The organism is Prescottella subtropica (genome assembly GCF_005434945.1).
Classification (GTDB): domain Bacteria; phylum Actinomycetota; class Actinomycetes; order Mycobacteriales; family Mycobacteriaceae; genus Prescottella; species Prescottella subtropica.
Window position 1 is genome coordinate 143,154 of the sequence record NZ_SKCH01000005.1, and the last position, 20,922, is coordinate 164,075.

13 protein-coding genes and 1 pseudogene are annotated in these 20,922 nt (G+C 69.5%); 8 read left to right on the plus strand and 6 right to left on the minus strand.

Features of this window, described 5'->3' with window-relative positions; all coding sequences use genetic code 11:
• Positions 1 to 278 precede the first annotated feature (278 nt).
• Positions 279 to 512, minus strand: a complete 234-nt coding sequence (locus E0497_RS07660) for a hypothetical protein (RefSeq protein ID WP_137724191.1) — start codon at positions 510 to 512, stop codon at positions 279 to 281.
• 346 nt (positions 513 to 858) lie between these two features.
• Between E0497_RS07660 and E0497_RS07665 the strand changes: the two genes are divergently transcribed.
• The 3 genes from E0497_RS07665 (at position 859) to E0497_RS07675 (ending at position 5,154) form a co-directional block, all read left to right on the plus strand.
• A complete protein-coding gene (locus E0497_RS07665; protein WP_137724192.1) occupies positions 859 to 1,884 on the plus strand; it encodes a tyrosine-type recombinase/integrase in 1,026 nt (341 codons plus the stop codon).
• A gap of 364 nt (positions 1,885 to 2,248) precedes the next feature.
• Positions 2,249 to 3,613, plus strand: coding sequence for an MFS transporter (locus E0497_RS07670; RefSeq protein ID WP_137724250.1), 1,365 nt, complete (start codon positions 2,249 to 2,251; stop codon positions 3,611 to 3,613).
• Between the two features lie 149 nt (positions 3,614 to 3,762).
• Positions 3,763 to 5,154, plus strand: coding sequence for an NAD(P)/FAD-dependent oxidoreductase (locus E0497_RS07675; protein WP_137724193.1), 1,392 nt, complete (start codon positions 3,763 to 3,765; stop codon positions 5,152 to 5,154).
• Between the two features lie 12 nt (positions 5,155 to 5,166).
• Here E0497_RS07675 and E0497_RS07680 read toward each other — a convergent pair whose 3' ends face one another.
• The 3 genes from E0497_RS07680 to E0497_RS07690 all read right to left on the minus strand — a co-directional run bounded on the left by E0497_RS07680 (position 5,167) and on the right by E0497_RS07690 (position 9,744).
• The gene (locus tag E0497_RS07680; RefSeq protein ID WP_137724194.1) at positions 5,167 to 5,622 is read right to left on the minus strand and encodes a PaaI family thioesterase; all 456 of its coding nucleotides are present in this window, start codon (positions 5,620 to 5,622) and stop codon (positions 5,167 to 5,169) included.
• 301 nt (positions 5,623 to 5,923) lie between these two features.
• A complete protein-coding gene (locus tag E0497_RS07685; RefSeq protein ID WP_137724195.1) occupies positions 5,924 to 8,440 on the minus strand; it encodes a bifunctional lysylphosphatidylglycerol flippase/synthetase MprF in 2,517 nt (838 codons plus the stop codon).
• Entirely contained in the window at positions 8,437 to 9,744 is a 1,308-nt protein-coding gene (locus E0497_RS07690; protein WP_137724251.1) for an alpha/beta hydrolase, read from the minus strand. The genes E0497_RS07685 and E0497_RS07690 overlap by 4 nt, the downstream gene beginning before the upstream one ends.
• 146 nt (positions 9,745 to 9,890) lie before the next feature.
• Here E0497_RS07690 and E0497_RS07695 point away from each other — a divergent pair, with 146 nt between their 5' ends.
• The 4 genes and pseudogenes from E0497_RS07695 (at position 9,891) to gndA (ending at position 15,527) form a co-directional block, all read left to right on the plus strand.
• Complete coding sequence (locus tag E0497_RS07695) at positions 9,891 to 10,310, plus strand: BlaI/MecI/CopY family transcriptional regulator (protein ID WP_137724196.1); 420 nt, start codon at positions 9,891 to 9,893, stop codon at positions 10,308 to 10,310.
• Positions 10,311 to 10,338: 28 nt separating this feature from the next.
• Complete coding sequence (locus E0497_RS07700; RefSeq protein WP_137724197.1) at positions 10,339 to 11,304, plus strand: M56 family metallopeptidase; 966 nt, start codon at positions 10,339 to 10,341, stop codon at positions 11,302 to 11,304.
• Between the two features lie 372 nt (positions 11,305 to 11,676).
• A pseudogene (locus E0497_RS07705) lies at positions 11,677 to 13,269 on the plus strand (DEAD/DEAH box helicase); the annotation flags it as partial.
• 803 nt (positions 13,270 to 14,072) lie between these two features.
• Positions 14,073 to 15,527 carry an NADP-dependent phosphogluconate dehydrogenase gene (gene gndA, locus E0497_RS07710; protein WP_137724198.1) on the plus strand — a complete coding sequence of 485 codons (1,455 nt, stop codon included), beginning with the start codon at positions 14,073 to 14,075 and terminating at the stop codon, positions 15,525 to 15,527.
• An 87-nt stretch (positions 15,528 to 15,614) separates the two neighbouring features.
• On the opposite strand, the gene E0497_RS07715 is transcribed toward gndA, so the two are convergent.
• Together E0497_RS07715 and E0497_RS07720 are read right to left on the minus strand one after the other, a co-directional pair.
• Complete coding sequence (locus E0497_RS07715) at positions 15,615 to 16,112, minus strand: hypothetical protein (protein WP_137724199.1); 498 nt, start codon at positions 16,110 to 16,112, stop codon at positions 15,615 to 15,617.
• 147 nt (positions 16,113 to 16,259) lie between these two features.
• Complete coding sequence (locus E0497_RS07720) at positions 16,260 to 17,414, minus strand: serine hydrolase domain-containing protein (RefSeq protein ID WP_137724200.1); 1,155 nt, start codon at positions 17,412 to 17,414, stop codon at positions 16,260 to 16,262.
• 272 nt (positions 17,415 to 17,686) lie between these two features.
• Here E0497_RS07720 and E0497_RS07725 point away from each other — a divergent pair, with 272 nt between their 5' ends.
• Entirely contained in the window at positions 17,687 to 20,887 is a 3,201-nt protein-coding gene (locus E0497_RS07725) for a protein kinase domain-containing protein (protein WP_137724201.1), read from the plus strand.
• Positions 20,888 to 20,922: the final 35 nt, after the last annotated feature.

Genomic DNA, 20,922 nt, shown 5'->3' on the forward strand with positions numbered 1-20,922 from the left:
CTCTGGCGATCGGCCGGCGCGGCGCAGTATCCGGCGGCGGATCGCCGATGAACCACCGAACACGTCGGCATGCCGGTGCGTCGTGCCAGGTATGCGTGTCGTGCGACATCGCGACATCGCGACATCGCGACATCGCGGCGGCCGGGTCGCGGTACCGTGGCCGGCACGGCGGTCACGCTGCCCCGCCCGATCCTCGATCCCGCCCCGCGCCATCGTCATGGATAATGGTGAATATCCATGTCCGCGAAGATGTTTCGATGCTGCTCCCCGCTCCTGCGTCATGCCCGGTCGACGAGTTGCTCGTGTCCGGCGGCGCGCGCACAGCTGGCGCAGCAGAAGATACGACTCGCATCCTCGACGCCGTGCCCGAGGATGCGGCACCCGCAGTGCGCGCAGATCGGGGCCATCGCATGGGCCGCGCACTCGAAACTGTCGAACGTCCCGCGCCGGTCCCCCATGATCACCGTGAACGCCTTGTCGTAGTCGTTCCCGCAGGTTTCACAGGTCGACACCGTGCACCTCCTCGCCCGGCGCCGGCCCCGGCGGCCGGCGCAACTCCTATGGCGGGTACCCCGCGGGCCGCTACGGAAAACCGCACCGACCCGGAAACGTGAAAGGCCAGGCACACGTCGGGGGGTGTGCCTGGCCGATTTCAAGGTACGAGATCGGGCAGGTGCGGGCAAAGCCGAAAGAGGGTGAATTCGAGGGTGAACCGGGCGTGCACTCCCCCGGCGCCGTTTCACACCCGACTCGTACCCGGCGCCCGATCCGGGCCGTGGGCCGGATCGGGCGCTATAGACTGCCCGAAGAACTCGAACACATGTGCTGGTGCCGGGCGGTGCCGGTGGAAGGACGGGCGTGAGCGACGATCGACGGCTACTCGACGCCTGGTTCGAGGAGTTCCTGCTGCACCGGAGTACCGCGAAGCCGTCGCCGCACACGATCAAGGCGTACCGGCAGGATTTTGCGGGGATCGGCCGGTATCTCGCGGAGACGGCAGGGGTTCCGGAGTCGTCGCTGCCGGTGCAGGTGATCACGAAGCCGGCGATGCAGCAGGCGTTCGCGGCGTTCGCCGCGACGCACGAGGTGGCGTCGATCCGGCGGTGCTGGTCGACGTGGAACACGCTGTGCGATTTCCTGTTCGCGGTCGATGCGATCGTGGCGAATCCGATGTCGGCGGTGCTGCGGCCGAAGGCGCCGAAGCGGATTCCCAAGGCGTTGCCGTCGGATGCGGTGGTGCGGTTGATCGGCACGTTGCAGGAGGACGACACCGACGGGGTCCGGCCGTGGGGGGAACGGGATTTCGCGATCATCCTGACGGCGCTGTTGACGGGGATGCGGTCGTCGGAGTTGATCTCGGTGAACATCGGTGACATCCGGGGCGGGGACGCGGGTGCGGGTCGGGTGATCCTGGTGCGAGGTAAGGGCAGCAAGGATCGGGTGGCGACGGCGGAGCCGGCGTTGGTGGCGGCGTTGACCGGGTATCTGGAGTCGCGGGTCGACCGGTTCCCGGGTGCGGTGAAGCGGCGGGTGCCGGCGGGGGCGTCGGCGTGGCAGTTCTTCCGGGCGTCGGATCCGTTGTTCGTGGGGGCGGACGGGGAGCGGATCACGCGGGGGACGTTGCAGTATCGGGTGTTGCGGGCGTATCGGCGGGCGGGGATCAACGGGGAGCGGGCGAAGGGTGCGTTGACGCATCAGTTCCGGCATACGTTCGCGACGAACATGGCGGACGAGAACGTCAGTATCTTCACGTTGATGCGGATGTTGGGGCACGAGTCGATGAATACGACGCAGGTGTACACCGAGGGTGCGGGTACCGGCGTTCGGGAAGCGGCGGCCCGAAATCCGCTGTATCGGCTGCTGGACGGCCCGGGTTCCCGCTGAGTGGGAGGAATTCGGCGTATGTTTGTTTGTGACCCGCGCGACATGACCTGCAGAAACGTGTCATAATCGCTGGTCGTTGCCATTTCGCCAGGTCGGGTCCAGTCCCACTGAGTGCAACTGCCGTCCAGTGTTGGAATAGTGAGTTGCCACACTGTGACCTACGAAACAGGGGCATCGCTCACCGTCGTGGTGTCCCGTCGTGGACGCGACGATCTCGATGTCCACAGGACCCACCCGCACCACCGGCCCGTCGACAGGGCCGTCGAGAGTCTGGACAACTACTTCAGTGACTACTACGGCAGATACTCGCGCCGAGGGCACCGCCCCGGCGCGCGGTCGGTTCAACCGCAAGCGCCCCGCGTGGGTGATCATCACCGTGCTGATGCTGGTCGAGGTCATCAGTGCGTTCGAGACGTCGATGGTGTACGCCGCGCTTCCGACGTTCATCAAGGAATTCGACAGCGATGCGGCGACGGTGGGGTGGGCCGTCACCGCGTTCCTGTTGGTGGCGGCGGCGTCGGCCGCGGTGTGCGGCCGTCTCGGCGACATGTACGGCCGGGAGCGGGTGCTCGTGGTCCTGCTCGGTGCGGCGGCGCTCGGGTCGATCGTCAGTGCGGTCGGTGACAGCATCGGCAGCATCATCGTCGGCCGGGCGATCCAGGGTGTGGCGGGTGCGATCCTGCCGCTGTGCATCGGGTTGGCGCGGGAGCATCTGCCGGCGGTGAAGGTGCCGGTGGCGGTTGCGGTGATCTCGGGTTCTGCGGTGGCGGCGGGTTCGGCGTCGCTGCTGGTGGCCGGTGTGATGATCGATCACGCGAGCTGGCACATGATCTTCGCGGTGGCTGCGGTGTATGCGCTGCTGGTGTTGGCGCTGGTGGTGTTCGTGTTGCCGTGGCGGCGTCCGGTGGGGACGACGCAGAAGGTCGACTATGTGGGCACGATCGCGTTCGCTCCGGCGATCGCGGCAGTGCTGCTGGGTATCAACAAGTCCGGCGCGTGGGGGTGGACGGATCCGCGGACGTTGGGTCTGGTCGTCGGCGGTCTGCTGGTGCTGGTGCTGTGGGTGCTGTGGGAGTTGCGGGTGACCGATCCGATCGTGAACGTGCGGATGTTCACGGATCGTAAGGTGGCGTTGACGATGCTGGCGACGATCGCGATCGCGGTCGGTCCGCTGGGTATCAGCACGATGATCATTCCGATGATCCTGCAGTCGCCGACGACGGCGCCGTTCGGTCTGGGGATCTCGGCGACGAATGCGGGTTGGTTGTCGTTCGTCGGGTCGATGTTCGGTTTCGTGTGCACGCCGCTCAGTGGCCGGATTTCGCGGGCGGTCGGGTCGCGGGCGTCGATGCTGTTGGGTACCGGTCTGTTCACGATTTCGAGTGCGATGCTGATCGTGTTCCACGATTCGGTGATCGGGATGGTCGCGATGATCATCACGGTGTCGATCGGTTCGGCGTTCACGTTCACGGCGTTGCCGAACCTGATCGTGGAGGCGGTGCCGGAGAGCAACACCAGTGAGGCGACGGGGACGAATTCGGTGCTGCGGACCGGTGGTCAGGGCATCGGCACGTCGATCGCGACGATGCTGCTGGCGTCGTCTGCGTTGACGATGGGCGGGGCGCCGTCGGTGTCGGGTCTGAACACGGTGGCGACGATGATGGTGGTGTTGGGTCTGGTGACGTTCGGGTTCACGCTGATGATCCGTCGGGGCCGGGTCGACGTGTAGTCGGCGGTATTCCTCGGGAAGAGGGGTGGTGGGGTTGTCCCGCCGCCCCTCTTTTCGTGTGTCCGGGGTCCGGTTCGGTGGGACGGGTGGGCGTGGGGCGGTTACCGTGGCAGGGTCGGCTCGTTTCGTCGAGTGTCGAGGAGCGCGCAATGGGTTCTCCGGGTTCTCCCTCCCCTGCCCCGCATCGCCATCGTGTGGTGGTGATCGGTTCCGGTTTCGGGGGGTTGTTCGCGACGCAGGCCCTGAAGCGGGCGGACGTGGATGTCACGGTGGTGGCGCGGACGACGCATCATCTGTTCCAGCCGTTGCTGTATCAGGTGGCGACGGGGATTCTGTCGGTCGGTGACATCGCGCCGGCGACGCGCTTGGTGTTGCGGAAGCAGAAGAACGCCGAGGTGTTGCTCGGGGATGTGGAGACGATCGATCTGGCGGCGCGGACGGTGACGTCGCGGCTGTTGGATCGGGTGACGGTGACCGAGTTCGATTCGTTGATCGTGGCGGCGGGGGCGGGTCAGTCGTATTTCGGGAACGATCATTTCGCGGAGTTCGCGCCGGGGATGAAGACGATCGACGATGCGTTGGAGTTGCGGGGCCGGATTCTGGGGTCGTTCGAGCAGGCGGAGTTGTCGGACGATCCGGCGGAGCGGGCGCGGTTGTTGACGTTCGTGGTGGTCGGGGCGGGTCCGACGGGTGTGGAGATGGCGGGGCAGATCGCGGAGATGGCGCATCGGACGCTCAAGGGGGCGTTCCGGCGGATCGATCCGCGGGATGCGCGGGTGATCCTGGTGGACGGGGCGCCGACGGTGTTGCCGGTGTACGGGGGGAAGTTGAGCCGGAAGGCGGCGGAGCGGCTCGAGAAGATCGGGGTGGAGATCCAGCCGAATGTGATGGTGACCGGTGTCGATGTGGACGGGTTGACGGTCAAGCATCAGGACGGCACCGAGTCTCGGATCGAGGCGCAGTGCAAGGTGTGGTCTGCGGGGGTGCAGGCGAGTCCGTTGGGCCGGCAGTTGGGTGAGCAGTCGGGGGCGGAGGTGGATCGGGCGGGTCGGGTGCATGTGCTGCCGGATCTGTCGTTGCCGGGGTATCCGCAGGTGTTCGTGATCGGCGACATGATGGCGTTGGACAAGTTGCCGGGGTTGGCGCAGGTGGCGATGCAGGGCGGGAGGTATGCGGCCGAGCAGATCCGGGCGGGTGTGAAGGCGGCACGGTCGGGTGCGGTGCCGGCGGAGCGGGCGCCGTTCCACTATTTCGACAAGGGGTCGATGGCGACGGTGTCGCGGCACAATGCGGTCGCGAAGATCGGGAAGTTGGAGATCAGCGGGTTCCTGGGGTGGGTGGTGTGGCTGGTGATCCACCTGATGTATCTGATCGGGTTCCGGAGTCGGTTGTCGACGATGATCTCGTGGACGGTGTCGTTCCTGGGGCGGGGGCGGGCGCAGATGGCGTCGACGGAGCAGCAGGTGTTCGCGCGGAACGCGCTCGATGCGTTGCAGGAGCATCGAGCGCGTCCCGACGGCGAGTCGCGGGAGGCGGGCTGACCTGGTTCGGGGTCAGTTCGTGCCGAGGGCGGCGGTCTCGGTGATGTTCTGGAGGCGGACCTGGCCGCGGGCGACGATCCGGTCGCGGTCGTCGGTGATGGTGACGGCCCAGAGTTGTTGGGTGCGGCCGCGGTGGACGGGGGTGGCGTCGGCGGTGAGGATGCCGTCGCGGGCGGCGCGGAGGAAGTCGGTGTTGTTGTTGACGCCGACGACGTGGCCGCGGTCGCCGAGCCAGAGGCCGGCGGCGATGCTGGCGACGGATTCGATGACGGCGCAGTGGACGCCGCCGTGCATGATGCCCCACGGTTGGTAGAGGTCGGGGGTGACCTTCCAGTGGGCGCGGACGTGGTCGCCGCTCAGTTCGGTGTATTCGAGGCCGAGGGCTTCGCCGAAGCCTTTGTTGAGGAAGGCGTTGACTTCGGTGGGGTCGCCGCCGAGGACGAGTGCGTGTTCTGCGTCGCTGGCCATGTGGTGCTCCCTGGGGTGTCGACGGTGTCTTTCGTCCCATCGTGGGCCACGGGGTGTCCGGGGGTGCGGGCGACCCGCCGTGGGGAAGGATTCGGCGGGTTCCGCGCGGTGTGCGCGGAACCCGCCGGGGAGGGACCGATGTGTGCCGGGGTCGCTGCAGCCCTCAGGTCGTCCGGCTCGGTCCGGTGGCTTCGACCCCTCGACTATAGGGAAGGCTGCCCTAAGATCGCAAGGGTGTCGACGGCCCCCGGTGCTGTGCGCCTTTTTGGTAGTGGGAGCTACCAGAAAGGCGCACAGCACCTCACCGGCGGAGCATTGTGCGCACCAGTCGGACTCCCTGCCCCCAGGACACGTCGGGCAGGTAGGCGCGGCGGATGGCGTTGCCGATGGTGGGCAGGGCGACGGGGTCGGGGAAGCACATGTGCATCGGTTCGTAGCGGGGCTGGAACTTCGATTTGAACGCCAGCAGCGACCGGAACCCGTAGACCGGTTCGAGGGTGCGGCCGAGCAGGTCGAGCATCGAGGTCATGGCGGAGTCGACGGTGTCGCCGCTCATGGTGGCCAGCGGTGCCCCGGACAGGCTGACGAACTCGGCGCCCTCCTCCTCGAGCAGCAGCGCCGCCGACGCGATGAGGAACTCCATGGTGGGCCGGAACCCGCCGGTGCGGCGGCGCATGAAGTCGAGGGTCCAGCCGACGACCCGGCCGTCCCGGTACACCGGCAGCCACGACGTCACCCCGTGCACGGTGCGGTCGGTGTCGACGGCGATCAGGCAGCGCACGTGCGGGTCGTCCATCTCGGCGAGCCCGCCGAGGGTGAAGCCCATCTCGGGCATCCCCTTGTCGGCGACCCATTCCTCGGAGATCGCGGTGATCTGGTCGGTGAGTGCGAGCGGCGCGGTGGGAAAGCTGATCCATTCGGCGGTGATCCCCGACTTCCCGGCCCGGTTCAGGGCGGTCCGCACGTCCTGGAACTTCTTGCCGGTGAACGCGATCGACCCGAGGTCGAGGACGGTTTCCTCGGCGACCTGCACGGCCGTCCACCCCAGGTCGACGGCGGCGTTCCGGACGTCCCCGGTGACCGAGTAGAAGCACGGTACCCAGCCGTTGGCGGCGGCGAACTCGGCGAACCCGGCGACGTCGTCGCCGACCCGGTCGGGGCGGCCGACGGGGCCACCGGTGGTCAGGGCGATGCCGCCGATCACCCGGTAGGCGACGTAGCTGTCGCCGCTCGGCGAGAACCAGTAGCGGTTGCCGTCCCACAGCGTCATCCATGACAGGTCACTGCCCGATCCGGTGGTCAGGACGGTGCGGGCCCGGTCGACGGCCGCGGAGTCGGGTCCGTGCGCGGGCCGCAGGAACGTCGCCGCCACCAGGGTGCACACCGCCGCCCAGAACACCACCCCGGTCCACTCGTAGAGCAGGGTGGCCGCCCAGTTCATCGGCAGCAGCCGCGGATCGAGCATCTGCAGGTACACCGGCGGCACCAGGCGTTGCGGGAAGTCGGCGAGCAGCATCGCGGCGCTCGGGGTGCGGTCGAAGCCGTGGCGCGCCCACAGCCCGCCGAGCACGTAGGCGACGGCGAGACCGGCGGTGAGCACCGCGAGCCGGCCGAACAGCCGCCGGTAGGTGCCGGTGGGGGCGGCGACGTCGAACAGTCGCCGGGTCGCGAGTAGCAGGATCAGCACCGCGGCCGGTGTCAGGAACGGGGTGAGGGTGCGGTACACCGTCGGGGTGTCGAGCCCGTAGAACAGGGACTGGCCGGGGATGACGTCGAGGTAGCGGACCGCGAAGTTCAGCAGCGACAACGCCAGCAGCACCACCTGCGCGAGGGTGGCGGCGATCCACGCGAAGCGGCGGCCGCGGCGCAGCCCGTCGCACAGCACGAGCAGCAGCAGCGACGGCATCAGGCTCAGCAGCAGCGGCCCGACCCCGGACAGGCGCAGGTCGAGCTGCCCGCGGCGGCAGTCCGGGTCGGCGGCGTTCTCGGCGCAGATCTCCCGTACCTCCGCCGGCGTCCACGGCACCCCGCGCAGCAGGTCCCGCAGCACGGCGAGGGGGCCGACGGCGTGCGGGGTGAGGGCGGCGAGCATGGTTCCGACCGCGGTGGCGGCGACGACGATCGCGACGAGGACGCGGCCCTCGCGGCGGGTGCCGGTGATCCGTCGGCCACGCCCTGTCGGATACCTGCTGCGGCCCACGATCCACGGGCCGATCGCCAGGCCGACGACGGCGCCGCCGAGACGCATCACGTCCTGCAGCTGGCCGGCGAACAGGACGAGGGTGATCGTCAGGGCGAGGAGGCCGACGCGGATGCGGCGACGCCACAGGGTGTCCATGGAGGCGCTCGCGGTCATCGCGACACCGACGATCCACGTGGTGGGGCCGATCGCGGTGCCCAGGTGCAGCCGGAATCCCCAGCCGGAGTCGAGAAGCCGGGCTGCGGTCGCGACCCCGGCCCCGACGACCGCGCCCGCGGTCTGGGTGATCAGGGCGGCCGCCGCGAACCGGCCCGACCCCATCCGCCGTTCCAGCGGGGCCGCGACCAGGAACACGGCGGCGGTCGCGGCCAGGTAGCCGAGCAGACCGCGCGCCCACAGCCCGGACGTGAGCGGTGTCCACAGCCGCCAGTGCTCGAGGGGGCCGATCCCGACCGCGAGATGCCGGTCGACGAACGGGCCGGGCCCGTGCAGGACGGTGTCGGTGGCGAACCCGAGGATCCACATCACCGTCAGGATCGTGACGGCGACCGGGGCGCCGGTGACGCCGTCGCGGAGCAGGTCGGAGATCCGCCGGGCGTACCGGCGCAGCCCGGTCACGCGGTCAGCCCGAGTCGGGTGGCGAGCCAGCTCATCTCGTCGCGCAGTCCGGTGGACCACACCAGGAAACTGTGGGTGCCGGGCACCTCCACGAACTGCACGTCCATGCCGGCGTTCTTCGCCGCCTCGTACACCTTCTTCAGGTCGCCGCGGTAGGCGTCGTCGTGGTCGCCGACGACGAACACGCCGGCGGTGTCGGGGAAGCGGCGGGTGGCCATCAGGTCCATCGGGTTGACGGCGGTGAACGCGGCCGCGTCGCCGCCGAACGCGTCGTCGACGGTGCGTTTCCGGTCCCCGAGGGTGGGTTCGAGCTGCCCGGACAGGTTCAGGAACGTCGGATACACGTCGGGGCGGGTGGTGGCGAGTTGCAGGGCGCAGGTGCCGCCGTAGGACAGTCCGGCGACCGCCCAGGACCGGGGATCGGGATCGACTTGCAGGTGCGTCTTCGTCCAGGCGGGGACGTCGACGGTCAGGTAGGTGGCGACGTTGCCGAGCCGCGAGTCCAGGCACAGCGGGTTCGCGAACTGGGTGCCGGTGCCGTCCGCGACGACGACGACGGGGGCGAGCCCGTGATGGGTGCGCGCGAACTCGTCCATGGTGGCGGTCAGTTTCCCGCCGTGCAGCCAGTCCTCGGGGGAACCGGGTTGCCCGGCGAGGAGCACCAGCACCGGCAGCAGCGGCCGCGGACTGGTGAAGTAGGCGGGCGGCAGGTAGACGACGGCGTCGCGGGCCGTGAACCCGGACACGGCGGCGGGGATCGCCACCGTCGTGTAGCGGCCGCTGGTGGGCAGGTCGGCGGGGGTCTGCGGCGCCCACACCGGTTCGAGGGGGCGGGCGGTGACGACCGGGCCGGACGGGTCCGGCAGTGCGGCGGCGTCGATCCGGTCGGGGTCGGGCAGGCCGAGTGCGGTGCCCACCGTCGGGTACGCGTAGAAGATCTGGTTGATCTGGATCGCGGCGGTGAGGACGATCGCGGCGGCCGCGACGACCGAGACGGGAATCGTCGCGCGCCGGCCGGCGACGCAGCGCGGCACCAGCAGGGCCGCCGCCGCGATCCCGACGCCGATCCACCCGTACACGGCGGTCGCGACGGGGTCGGGGAACGGCCGCCACACCTTCTCGACGACCAGGTAGATCACCGCGGTGGCCGCCGCCGCACCCGCGAGGGCCGCCGGCAGCGCCCACCGCAGGAACCAGCGGCACCGACCGGCGACGAGCCACCCGGCGCCGAGGAGCGCGCCGGCCGCGGCGATCACGGGCAGCGGCCCGGACACCAGCGAGACGTGATCGAGCCAGCCTGTGATTCCCTGCGCCACCGGACCTCCCCTTCGACATTGCCGTTCACCGGTATACCGCGCCGGCGCGGATGCGACCACTATCACATCCCGGGGCCATCGTTTACTACCGGTAGTAGTAAGCGGGTGGGATGCCCGGTCCGTAGACTCGGGCCATGGCTGGACTCGGTGAACTCGAACGCGCAGTGATGGATCACCTGTGGTCGGTGTCGGAACCGCAGACGGTGCGGCAGGTCCACGAGGCCCTCGCCACGCGCCGCGAACTCGCCTACACCACGGTGATGACCGTGCTGCAGCGTCTCGCCAAGAAGCATCTCGTCATCCAGCAGCGGGACGACCGCGCCCACCGCTACGTGCCCGTCCACGGCCGCGACGAGCTCGTCGCGTCGCTGATGGTCGACGCCCTGCAGCAGGCCGACGCGTCCGGGGAGCGGGCCGCCGCCCTCGTCCACTTCGTCGGGCAGGTCGGCGCCGACGAGGCCGCCGCCCTCCGCGAGGCCCTGGCCGCACTGGAACAGGCCGAGGCCGCCCGGCAGGCGCCGGGACTGCACCCGGCGACCGGCCGGGCCAGCTGACCGCCGCCGACCCCAGGAATCCCGTGCGATGAACGCCACCACGGCGCTGGCCTTCGGGTTGCTCGCGCTCGTTCTCACCGGACCGGTGCCGGCACTGCTCAGCCGCGCCGCCTGGCCGTTCCGGTCCCCCCGCGCCGCGCTGGTGCTGTGGCAGGCGGTCGCGATCGCCGCGGTGCTGTCGGCGTTCTCCTCCGGGCTGGCGATCGCCTCGCTGCTGCTCGTGCCCGGCCCCGACGGGCGCCCCACCACCGAACCGACCGCCGAGATCGACGCGCTCGGGTTGCCGCTGTGGATCCTGTACGTCGTCGTGTTCCTGGCGACCCTGCTGATCGGCGCGAAACTGATCTTCTCGGTGGTGCGGGTCGCGATCCACACCCGCCGCCGCCGGGCCCGGCACCGCATGCTCGTCGACCTCCTCGACCGCGGGGACGTCGACCTGTCGGTGGCCCTCGGCCGGATGTCGGACGTGCGGGTCCTCGACTCCGCCGAACCCATCGCCTACTGCCTGCCCGGGCTGCGGCAGCGGGTCGTGCTCAGCGAAGGCACCCTGAATTCGCTCAGCGACGACGAGATCCGCGCGATCCTCACCCACGAACGCTCCCATCTGCGGGCCCGGCACGACCTGGTGCTCGAGGCGTTCACCGCCGTCCATCACGCGTTCCCGCGGGTGGTGCGCTCGAAGTCGGCGCTCGGCTCGGTGCAGCTGCTCGTCGAACTGCTCGCCGACGACTCCGCCGTCAAGGTCACCGGCCCGGCCCCCCTGGCCCGCGCGCTCGTCGCGTGCGCCGGCTCCGTCGCCCCGCGCGGCGCGATGGCCGTCGGCGGCCCGTCCACCCTGGTGCGGGTGCAGCGGCTGACCGGGGCCGGCGCGGACGTGCGGATCGCAGTGGCCGCCTACTTCGCCGCGGCCGCGATCCTGATCGTCCCGACGATCGCGGTGGCGGTGCCGTGGCTGGTGGAGCTGAGCCGCCTGTTCTCCCCCACCCACCCGTAGCGCCGGCCAGTTGCGCTGGTCACAGCCTGCCCGGGAAATGGTCGACGGCCGACCCGATCGCGTACACTCGATCACGGCCCGATAACAGGGCAAGTTCATTCATGTGAGGCACACAGCCCCGTCACCCCGCGATCGACGCACAGACGGCCAGGTGAATTGTGCCCTGGCTCGTCTCTTCGTGCGGCTGCAGGACAGCCCGCTCCGCGACGTGCCCGACGTCCGGAGAGGTAAATCCGCGTGACTTCTGCTGCCCCCGAAACTTCCACCCCCGACACCGTCGACACAACAGTCGACGCCGTCGAGACGGTTGAGACCGTCGAGACCCCGTCGACCGAGGTTGCCGACACCACCGATGTGGCCGAGACTGCCGATGTGGCCGACGCCGACGATCAGACCGACAGCGACGAGGCCGCCGATCAGGCGACGTTCGCCGAGATCGGGCTGCCCGAGCCGGTCGTGGCCGCCCTGGCCCGCAGCGAGATCACCGTGCCGTCCCCGATCCAGGCGATGGCGATCCCGGATGCGATCGCCGGCAAGAACATCCTCGGCCGCGCCCAGACCGGCTCCGGAAAGACCCTCGCGTTCGGTCTGCCGATGCTCGCGCGTCTGGCCCGCCACGAGGACCGTCCGGATCCGAAGCGGCCCCGCGCCCTCGTCCTGGTCCCCACCCGTGAGCTCGCGTTCCAGGTGGTCGACTCCCTCACCCCGTACGCCGCGTCCCTGGGCCTGACCGTGCGGGCCGCCGTCGGCGGCACCCCGTTCACCAAGCAGGTCGACCAGCTGCGCCGCGGCGTCGACATCCTCGTCGCCACCCCCGGCCGTCTCGGCGACCATCTGCGGCAGAACACGTGCATCCTCGACGCCATCGAGATGACCGCCCTCGACGAGGCCGACCAGATGGCCGACATGGGCTTCCTGCCCGAGGTGCGCACCCTGCTGTCCGGCACCCCCGACGACAGCCAGCGACTGCTGTTCTCGGCGACCCTCGACAACGATGTGCAGGCCCTCGTCCGCGAGTTCCTGCCCGAACACGAACTGCATTCGACGCAGGACGGTCGCGCATCGGTCACCACGATGGACCACTACGTCCTCCTCGTCGAACGCGGCCAGAAGGACGCCGTCCTCGCCGAGATCGCCTCCCGCAAGGGCGGACGCACCATCATGTTCGCCCGCACCAAGCTGGGCACCGAGGGTGTCGTCGAACGTCTCCGGGAGCAGGGTGTCGCCGCCGAGGCCCTGCACGGCGGCAAGGCGCAGAACCAGCGGACCCGCGTCCTCGAGCGGTTCAAGACCGGCCGCACCCCCGTTCTGGTCGCCACCGACGTCGCGGCCCGAGGAATTCATGTCGACGGCATCGACCTCGTCGTGCACGTCGACCCGCCGCAGGACCACAAGGACTACCTGCACCGTGCCGGGCGCACCGCCCGCGCCGGTGAGGCCGGTGTCGTCGCCGCGATCGTGCTGCCCAACCAGCGCCGCATGTTCCGCCGGCTGACCGGTATGGCCGGCGTCGACGCCACCGCCGTGCCCGTCTTCCCCGGCTCCGAGGAACTCGCCGCCATCACCGGCGCACAGACCCCGAGCGGGGAACCGGTGCGCGACAGCAACTTCCGCAGCGAGCGCGGTGACCGTGGCGGCCGCGGCGGGTTCGGTGACCGTCGGGAACGCTCGTTCGGGGACCGTGGACCGCGCCGCGAGGGCGGCTACCAGGGCAACCGTGACGATCGGGGCCCGCGCCGCGACTTCGGGGACCGGGACAACAACCGCTCGTTCGGGGACCGTGGCCCGCGCCGTGAGGGCGGCTACCAGGGCAACCGCGACAACAACCGCTCCTTCGGAGACCGGAGTCAGGGCGACCGCAGCTTCGGTGACCGGGACAACCGTTCCTTCGGAGACCGGGACAACCGGGGCCCGCGTCGCGACGACCGCTCGTTCGGGGACCGGGGACCGCGCCGCGAGGGCGGCTACCAGGGCAACCGCGACGATCGTGGTGGCAACCGGGACAACAACTTCCGCGGCAACCGCGACGACCGTGGCCCGCGCCGCGAAGGTGGTTTCCAGGGCAACCGGGACGATCGCGGACCGCGCAGCTTCGACGATCGTGGCCCGCGCCGCGAGGGCGGGGACCGCAGCGACAACCGCTCCTTCGGGGACCGTGGCCCGCGCCGTGAGGGTGGTTTCCAGGGCAACCGCGACAACAACCGCTCCTTCGGGGACCGCGACAACCGTGGTGGTAGCCGGGACAACGGTGGTTTCCGCGGCAACCGGGACGACCGTGGACCGCGCCGCGACAACGATTTCCGGGGTGACCGGGACAACGGCGGCTTCCGCGGCAACCGGGACGACCGTGGTGGTAGCCGGGACAACGGTGGTTTCCGTGGGAACCGCGACGATCGCGGACCGCGCCGCGACTTTGGGGACCGCAGCGACAACCGCTCCTTCGGAGACCGTGGCCCGCGCCGCGAAGGTGGTTTCCAGGGCAACCGCGACAACAACCGCTCCTTCGGGGACCGGGGTCCGTCCACGGGATCGTCGGACCAGCGCAGCGGCGGGTTCCGTAGCCGCACCGACCGTCGCAGCTACGACGGCTTCGACGGCCCGCACCGGGGTCGCAACGCGTAGTAAGGCGTTCACCCGGATCTGAGTATCCGTCCGGCCCCGGCCACCCGTTCTCGGGTGGTCGGGGCCGAGTCGTCTGTGGTGGGTGTCACGGACCGAACGGCGGGGCCGGTTCGCGTCCGGGTGGGGTGACGGGGGAAGCTGTATCCATGACCACCTCTGCCAGCACCGAGGCTGCCCGCGCCCAGATCGGCGTCACCGGGCTCGCCGTCATGGGCTCGAACATCGCCCGCAACTTCGCCCGCCACGGGCACACCGTCGCACTGCACAACCGCAGTATCGCGAAGACCGATGCGCTCCTGGCCGCGCACGGTGACGAGGGCGACTTCGTCCGCACCGAAACCGTCGAGGAGTTCGTCGCCGCGCTGCAGAAGCCGCGCCGCGTGCTGATCATGGTGAAGGCCGGTGAGGCGACCGACGCGGTCATCGAGGAGCTCGCCGCGGCGATGGAGCCGGGCGACATCATCATCGACGGCGGCAATGCGCTGTACACGGACACGATCCGTCGGGAGGCGGCACTCGCGCAGCGGGGCCTGCACTTCGTCGGCGCCGGGATCTCCGGTGGCGAGGAGGGCGCCCTCAACGGTCCGTCGATCATGCCGGGCGGCCCGAAGGAATCGTATGCGGCGCTCGGCCCGCTGCTCGAGTCGATCTCCGCGCAGGTCGACGGCACCCCGTGCTGCACCCACATCGGCCCGGACGGGTCCGGCCACTTCGTGAAGATGGTGCACAACGGCATCGAGTACGCCGACATGCAGCTCATCGGCGAGGCCTACAACCTGTTCCGGGACGCCCTCGGTTTCGATGCCGCGCAGGTCGCGGACGTGTTCACCGAATGGAATTCCGGTGACCTCGAGTCGTACCTGGTGGAGATCACCGCGGAGGTGCTGCGGCAGACCGACGCCAAGACCGGTCAGGCCCTCGTCGACGTGATCGTCGACGCCGCCGAGCAGAAGGGCACCGGCCGCTGGACGGTCAAGGCCGCCCTCGATCTGGGGGTGCCGGTCACCGGTATCGCCGAGGCCGTGTTCGCGCGCGCCCTGTCCGGGTCGCGGGAGCAGCGCAAGGCCGCCCGCGGTCTGGCGTCCGGGCAGCTGGGCGGCAAGCCCACCGATGTGGAGCAGTTCACCGAGGACATCCGTCGCGCCCTGTACGCGTCGAAGATCGTGGCGTACGCGCAGGGCTTCGACCAGATCCGGGCCGGCAGCGACGAGTACGGCTGGGATCTCACCCCCGGTGACATGGCGACGATCTGGCGTGGCGGCTGCATCATCCGCGCCCGTTTCCTCAACCGGATCAAGGAGGCGTACGACACCAACCCGGATCTGACGTCGCTGATCGTGGAGCCGTACTTCCGGGAGGCCATCGAGAACGCGATCGACTCGTGGCGTCGTGTCGTGGTCACCGCCACCACCCTCGGTATCCCGGTGCCGGCGTTCGCGTCGTCGCTGTCGTACTACGACGGGCTGCGCGCCGAGCGGCTGCCGGCGGCTCTGACGCAGGGGCAGCGGGACTTCTTCGGCGCCCACACCTACGAGCGCATCGACGCGCCCGGCAAGTTCCACACCCTGTGGAGCGGGGACCGGTCCGAGGTCGACGCCTGACCGACACGGTTGTGACGGGCGGGGCGGGTGCAGCGATGCACCCGCCCCGCTCGGCTGTCCGGACGGGGTGTGCGCCGCAACGGCGGGTCAGGCGGTGGGGACGACGTTGTGAATCCCGCACGGGTTTCCGTCGATCGCCTGGAACGCCGCCACGGGAGTCCCGGACGGATCGAGCACGGTGTATTCGTCGAAGGTGTAGGTGAGCAGGTCGTCACCGCCGGGACCGCACCGATGTCCCACATCCGTCGAATCAGGTAGTGCCAGAAGGATTTTCCGCACTTCGTCGGCATCGATGATGTTCGACGACGGCGGGACGAGGTCGGTTCCGTTCGGGGTGTTCGAATAGTGGCAGCGCCGGAGGGTGACGCCCGGGACCGGTTCCCGATCGTGGCCGAGGAGCCACGCCCTGCCGAACAGGTCGTCGGTCTGTCGCGGATCGGCGGGGCATTCGTCGGGTCCGGGGGCCGACTCGACGGCCACCGCCGCCGCAGGTTCCGCGGTCGGCCGGTCCGCCGAGCACGCGGCGAGCAGCAGCGGCGCCGCTGCAATCGCGGCGGTCAGGACGATCCGGGAGGGTGAGGACACATCGACAGACGGTAGCGGGCGACTCACCGGCACCGTGGGCGTTCCGAAGAATCAGCGGGGGTGTGCCGCCGCCGGCGACCAGGTCGACGCAGCGGCGCAGATGCCGCAGGTCGGTGTCGGTACAAGTCGTGTGCCACCTCGTACCGTCTAGCGGGTCGCCCCCGCTGCAGCAGACAGCGCTCGCAGCAGTCGGTTGTGGTCGGGGTCTGCCTGCTGCGAGGGAAGAAAGCGCCGGCGCAGCATGGCATAGGACAGCTCGTGTCGGGGATCTACCAGCGCCTGTTGCCCTCCCGCTCCACTGTGTCCGAAGGCACCGTCCCCGAGACTGGGGTAGATCTCCGATACCGGGTGGAATCCCACAGCCCAGGCCTTGTGCTGTCGCAGCACCAAGTCCCAGCCGGCGTACTGGATCTGAGCGAAGGCCGCAGCCGTGTTCCTCGTGAGAAATGGGGGCGCGCTGTCGGTGCTGCACGTGACCGCCGAGTAGAGCTTGGCCAGTGCGCGGGCCGTACCGATGCCGCCGAACGAGGCCGGCCCGTTGGATCTGACCACCGGCAGGTTCGGTAATTCCCATACCTCACGGCTCTGTGGGTGGTGGCGGTTGAATGCAATGCCTGCGAGGCTGTGCGGGTCGGTGGCGGTCGTGGCGAGTTCACGGAGCCGTTCCGGGGTGGCCACCATGGGTTGGGCCGACAGGAAGCGGTGCTCGTGATCGGTGGGCAGCCCGAAGTGCAGGTCCAGCTTGTAGGGCTCCCGCAGGAGCGTGGTGAACAGGCTCTGCACGGTCTCTCCCACCACGCGACGCACCACCTCCCCGCTCAGCGCCGCCAGGACCAGCGCGTGGTAGCCCGCCGCAGTCGCGGGACGCCAGAACGGACGCTGGGCAGCGAGGTTTTCGGCGACGAAGTGGTCGTCGGCCAGTTCCTCCATGGTGAATCCCGCGTCTACCCCTACCAATCCGGCCTGGTGGGAGAGGAGCTCACGCAGCAGAATCTCACGCTTGCCCTCCACACCGAACTCCGGCCAGTAGTGGCTGACCTTTCGGTCGAGGTCCAGCACACCGTCCTGGACGAGCAGAGCGACGATCAGGTGGGTCACGCCCTTGCTGGCGGAGTAGATTGCCAACAACGAATCGTCGCCGGTCTCGTCTCCAGCCCACAGGTCCACTACCGGCTCACCGTGGTGATAGGCCGCCACCTGTGCGTCCAGATCGGAGCCTTCCTCGGCCAGAATGGCGGCGAACTCGTCTCGCACGGACTCGAATCCGGGAGCCACCACACCCTGAACATCGCGTCTCGTCACGGATACTCCTCCGCATTGACAGCCCTGGGTTTCGTTCCTGTCCGTCCCCGTGGCCGGCGAGTGACTACTGGTCTGGCTCTTGGATAGCGTAGCGAGCCCGCTCGACCTCGGGCGGGGTTCTCATCGCGAACTCGCCGAGAAGGCGTCGGTTGTTCGGCGTAGCCTCGTCTGTACTGATCGGTAGGCCACGCCGACCTGTCCATCGATGTGGTCGCGGAGGGTCGAGCAGCCTCGGTAATGACCCCGATGGGCGAATCGTAGGTGGCGGTCGGATGATCGAGGGCGACCCTTTTGCAACGCAACACGACCTGGATCCGACGCTGGTCGAGGAGTTGGCGGCAGCCGGGTTCACCGACGCCGAGGAGATCGGGCGCGGCGGGTTCGGTGTCGTGTACCGGGCCGCCCAACCCGAGTTGGACCGTACGGTCGCGGTCAAGGTTCTCACCGCCGAGTCGGACGAACCCAACCGGGCACGGTTCGTGCGCGAGCAGCAGGTGATGGGCCGGCTGACCGGGCACCCGAACATCGTCGGCGTGTTGCAGGCCGGACACACCCGATCCGGTCGTCCCTATCTGGTGATGCAGTATCACCGGCACGGCAGTCTGGGGGCGCGGATCCACTACGAGGGGATCCTTCCGATCGATCAGGTGCTGGATCTGGGGGCCACGATATCCGGCGCCCTGGAGGCGGCACACCAGCTCGGGATCGTGCACCGCGATGTCAAACCGGCGAACATCCTGTTCACCGACTACGGCGAACCCGCCCTGACCGATTTCGGTATCGCGCAGGTCGCCGGCGCCTTCCGGACCGCCGACACCGGCAGAATCGCCGGCTCACCGGCGTTCCTCGCCCCCGAAGTCCTCCACGGCGCCCCACCCACCCCCGCCTCCGACATCTACGGGCTCGGTGCGACCTTGTTCTGCGCTCTCACCGGCCATGTGGCGTTCGAACGTCACAGCGGGGAACGGACCTTCGCCCAGTTCCTGCGCATCACCACCGAGCCGGTGCCGGACCTCCGCGAGACGGGGATACCCGACCCGGTGTGCACGGTCATCGAGCAGGCGATGGCGCGTGACCCCCGAGAGCGCCCGTCCGCTGCCGCGCTGGCCGCACAGCTTCGGGACGTCCGGGCCGGCCTGGGCACGACCGCGGCCCGGACCGTTCCGGTCGAACCGCGGGAGGTGCTGGTCGGTGACCGCGGGTTTCCGGCGGAGCTGAGCAGTTTCGTCGGTCGACGCGCCGAGCTGGCCGAGGTGCGCAGTGCGCTGTCGACGAACCGGCTGGTGACGTTGACCGGTATCGGCGGGGTCGGCAAGACGCGTCTCGCACTGCAGGCAGCCGACAGCGCGAAACGGAGCTTCCCCGACGGGGTGCGGCTCGTCGAACTCGCCGAGATACACGATCCGGCGCTGGTGATCGACGTGGCCGCCGCCGCCGTCGGTGTGCGGTCCCGCGCCGGCCAGCCACTGATCGACGGCCTCGTCGAGGTGCTGTCGCCGCTCACCGCACTGCTGGTGCTCGACAACTGCGAGCACGTGATCGACGCTGTCGCAGAACTGGTGCAGCCGTTGTTCCAACGGTGCCCGACACTGCACCTTCTGGCTACCAGCCGAGAACCGCTCGGGACCGGCGGGGAAAAGATCGTGCCGGTCTCGCCGCTGACCATGCCCTGCCCGGACCAGCAGCCGTCGTTGCGCAGCCTGGCCCGCAGCGACGCCGTGACACTGTTCGTCGAGCGGGCCTCCGCGACCGTACCGGGGTTCGAATTGACCGAGGGCAACATGGCCACGATCACCTCGATCTGCCGACGCCTCGACGGGCTGCCCTTGGCGATCGAACTGGCTGCAGCCCGGATACGGGTCCTCTCGCCCGAGCAGATCCTGGGCCGGCTGACCAACCGCTACGCGCTGCTCACCCGCGGCACCCGTGATGCCCCGACGCGGCAGCAGACCCTGCGCTGGTCCATCGACTGGAGCTACGAACTGTGTGCCCCGGAAGAACAGCAACTATGGGGACAGTTGTCCGTGTTCGCCGGTTTCGACCTCGCCGACGCGGAACACGTGTGTGACCTCGGCGAGCACGATCTACTCGACGCTCTCACCGCACTGATCGACAAATCGATCATCCTCCGCAGAGAATCGGGTGGGCGGGTCCGGTTCCGGATGCTCGAAACCGTGCGCGAGTACGGCCTCGAAAAGGTCAGGGCCACCGACACGTACCGGGACCTACGCCGGCGCCACCTCGACTGGCACACCGAACTGGTGCTGAACGCAGAGGCCGACTGGACCAGTCCCCGCCAGCTCGATTGGGTCGCCCGCCTGCGACTGGATTTGGCGGACGTGCGTGAGGCATTCGAATACAGTCTCACCGAACCGGGCGAGGGCGCACTGCAGATCGCCGCCGCGATGTACCCGTTCTGGGGTGCCCGCGGCCTGTTCGCCGAGGGCCGCCGATGGCTCGACCACGCTCTCGACCGGACCGCACCGCAGTCGTCCCTCTCCCGCGCCAAGGCTCTGCATGCCGCGTGCATCCTGGCCGGGGTCCAAGGGGATCTGCCGGCGGTGGCCGCCCGAGCCGAGCAGGCCCGCGACCTCGTGTCGCCCTCCGCGGATCGGGCGACACACGCCTACGCTGCGGGCACGGACGGGATCGCCGCCCTCTACCGTGGCGACTTCGCCCAGGCGCAGGCTGTGTTGTCCGACGCTGTCGACACCGCCGAGGCCGGTGGCGCATCGCTGATCCAACTGATGCTGGAGGCGCTGATGCTTCTGGGATGGTCCTGCGTCGCCGACGACCCGGCGCGTGCACTGAACTACCACGAACGGGCCCTGACCCTCGCCGAGGAGCGCGGCGAATTCCTTCTTCGCGGATACGCGTTGTGGGCCACCGGGATCGACGCGTGGCGTACAGGAGATCGCGACCGAGCCACGCAGCTTCTCCACGACGGACTGCGCCTCACCCGCAGAACGGACGACCCGCTGATGGTGTTCGCCTGCATGCAGACGTTGGCGTGGATCGCCGCGGAAGAGAACCATCCCCGCCGCGCCGCCGTCCTCATGGCGGCCGCCGCGGCACCCCACCGGCTCATCGGCAGCCCCCCGGCGTTCTTCCCCCACCTGGCTGTCCACCAGCACGAATTCGAACAGACTGTGCACGCGGCCCTGAACGACGAGGCACGCGACGCCGCCCACCGCGAAGGTGTGGCACTGACCGGTGATGCCGCCGTCGCCTACGCCCTCGGCGAGCAGCCCCCGAAACCGGCCGTCGTCGACCACGGGCCCACAACCCTGACCGAACGGGAACGTCAGGTCGCCGACCTGGTTGCCGAGGGCCTGACCAACAAAGCGATCGCCGCGACACTGGTGATCTCGCCGCGTACCGTCGACGGACACGTCGACCATATCCTCACCAAACTCGGATTCACCTCCCGCGCCCAGGTCGCGGCCTGGGTTGTCCGACAGAAACAGCGGTGACGAGGGGGGCGGGGCTGCTGTACCAGCGTGTTCAC

Excerpts from the sequence above, each read along its gene's own strand:
- E0497_RS07675 (WP_137724193.1), top strand. The coding sequence starts at position 3,763 with ATGGGTTCTCCGGGTTCTCCCTCCCCTGCCCCGCATCGCCATCGTGTG.
- E0497_RS07680 (WP_137724194.1), bottom strand. The coding sequence starts at position 5,622 with ATGGCCAGCGACGCAGAACACGCACTCGTCCTCGGCGGCGACCCCACC.
- E0497_RS07695 (WP_137724196.1), top strand. The coding sequence starts at position 9,891 with ATGGCTGGACTCGGTGAACTCGAACGCGCAGTGATGGATCACCTGTGG.
- E0497_RS07700 (WP_137724197.1), top strand. The coding sequence starts at position 10,339 with ATGAACGCCACCACGGCGCTGGCCTTCGGGTTGCTCGCGCTCGTTCTC.
- gndA (WP_137724198.1), top strand. The coding sequence starts at position 14,073 with ATGACCACCTCTGCCAGCACCGAGGCTGCCCGCGCCCAGATCGGCGTC.
- E0497_RS07725 (WP_137724201.1), top strand. The coding sequence starts at position 17,687 with ATGATCGAGGGCGACCCTTTTGCAACGCAACACGACCTGGATCCGACG.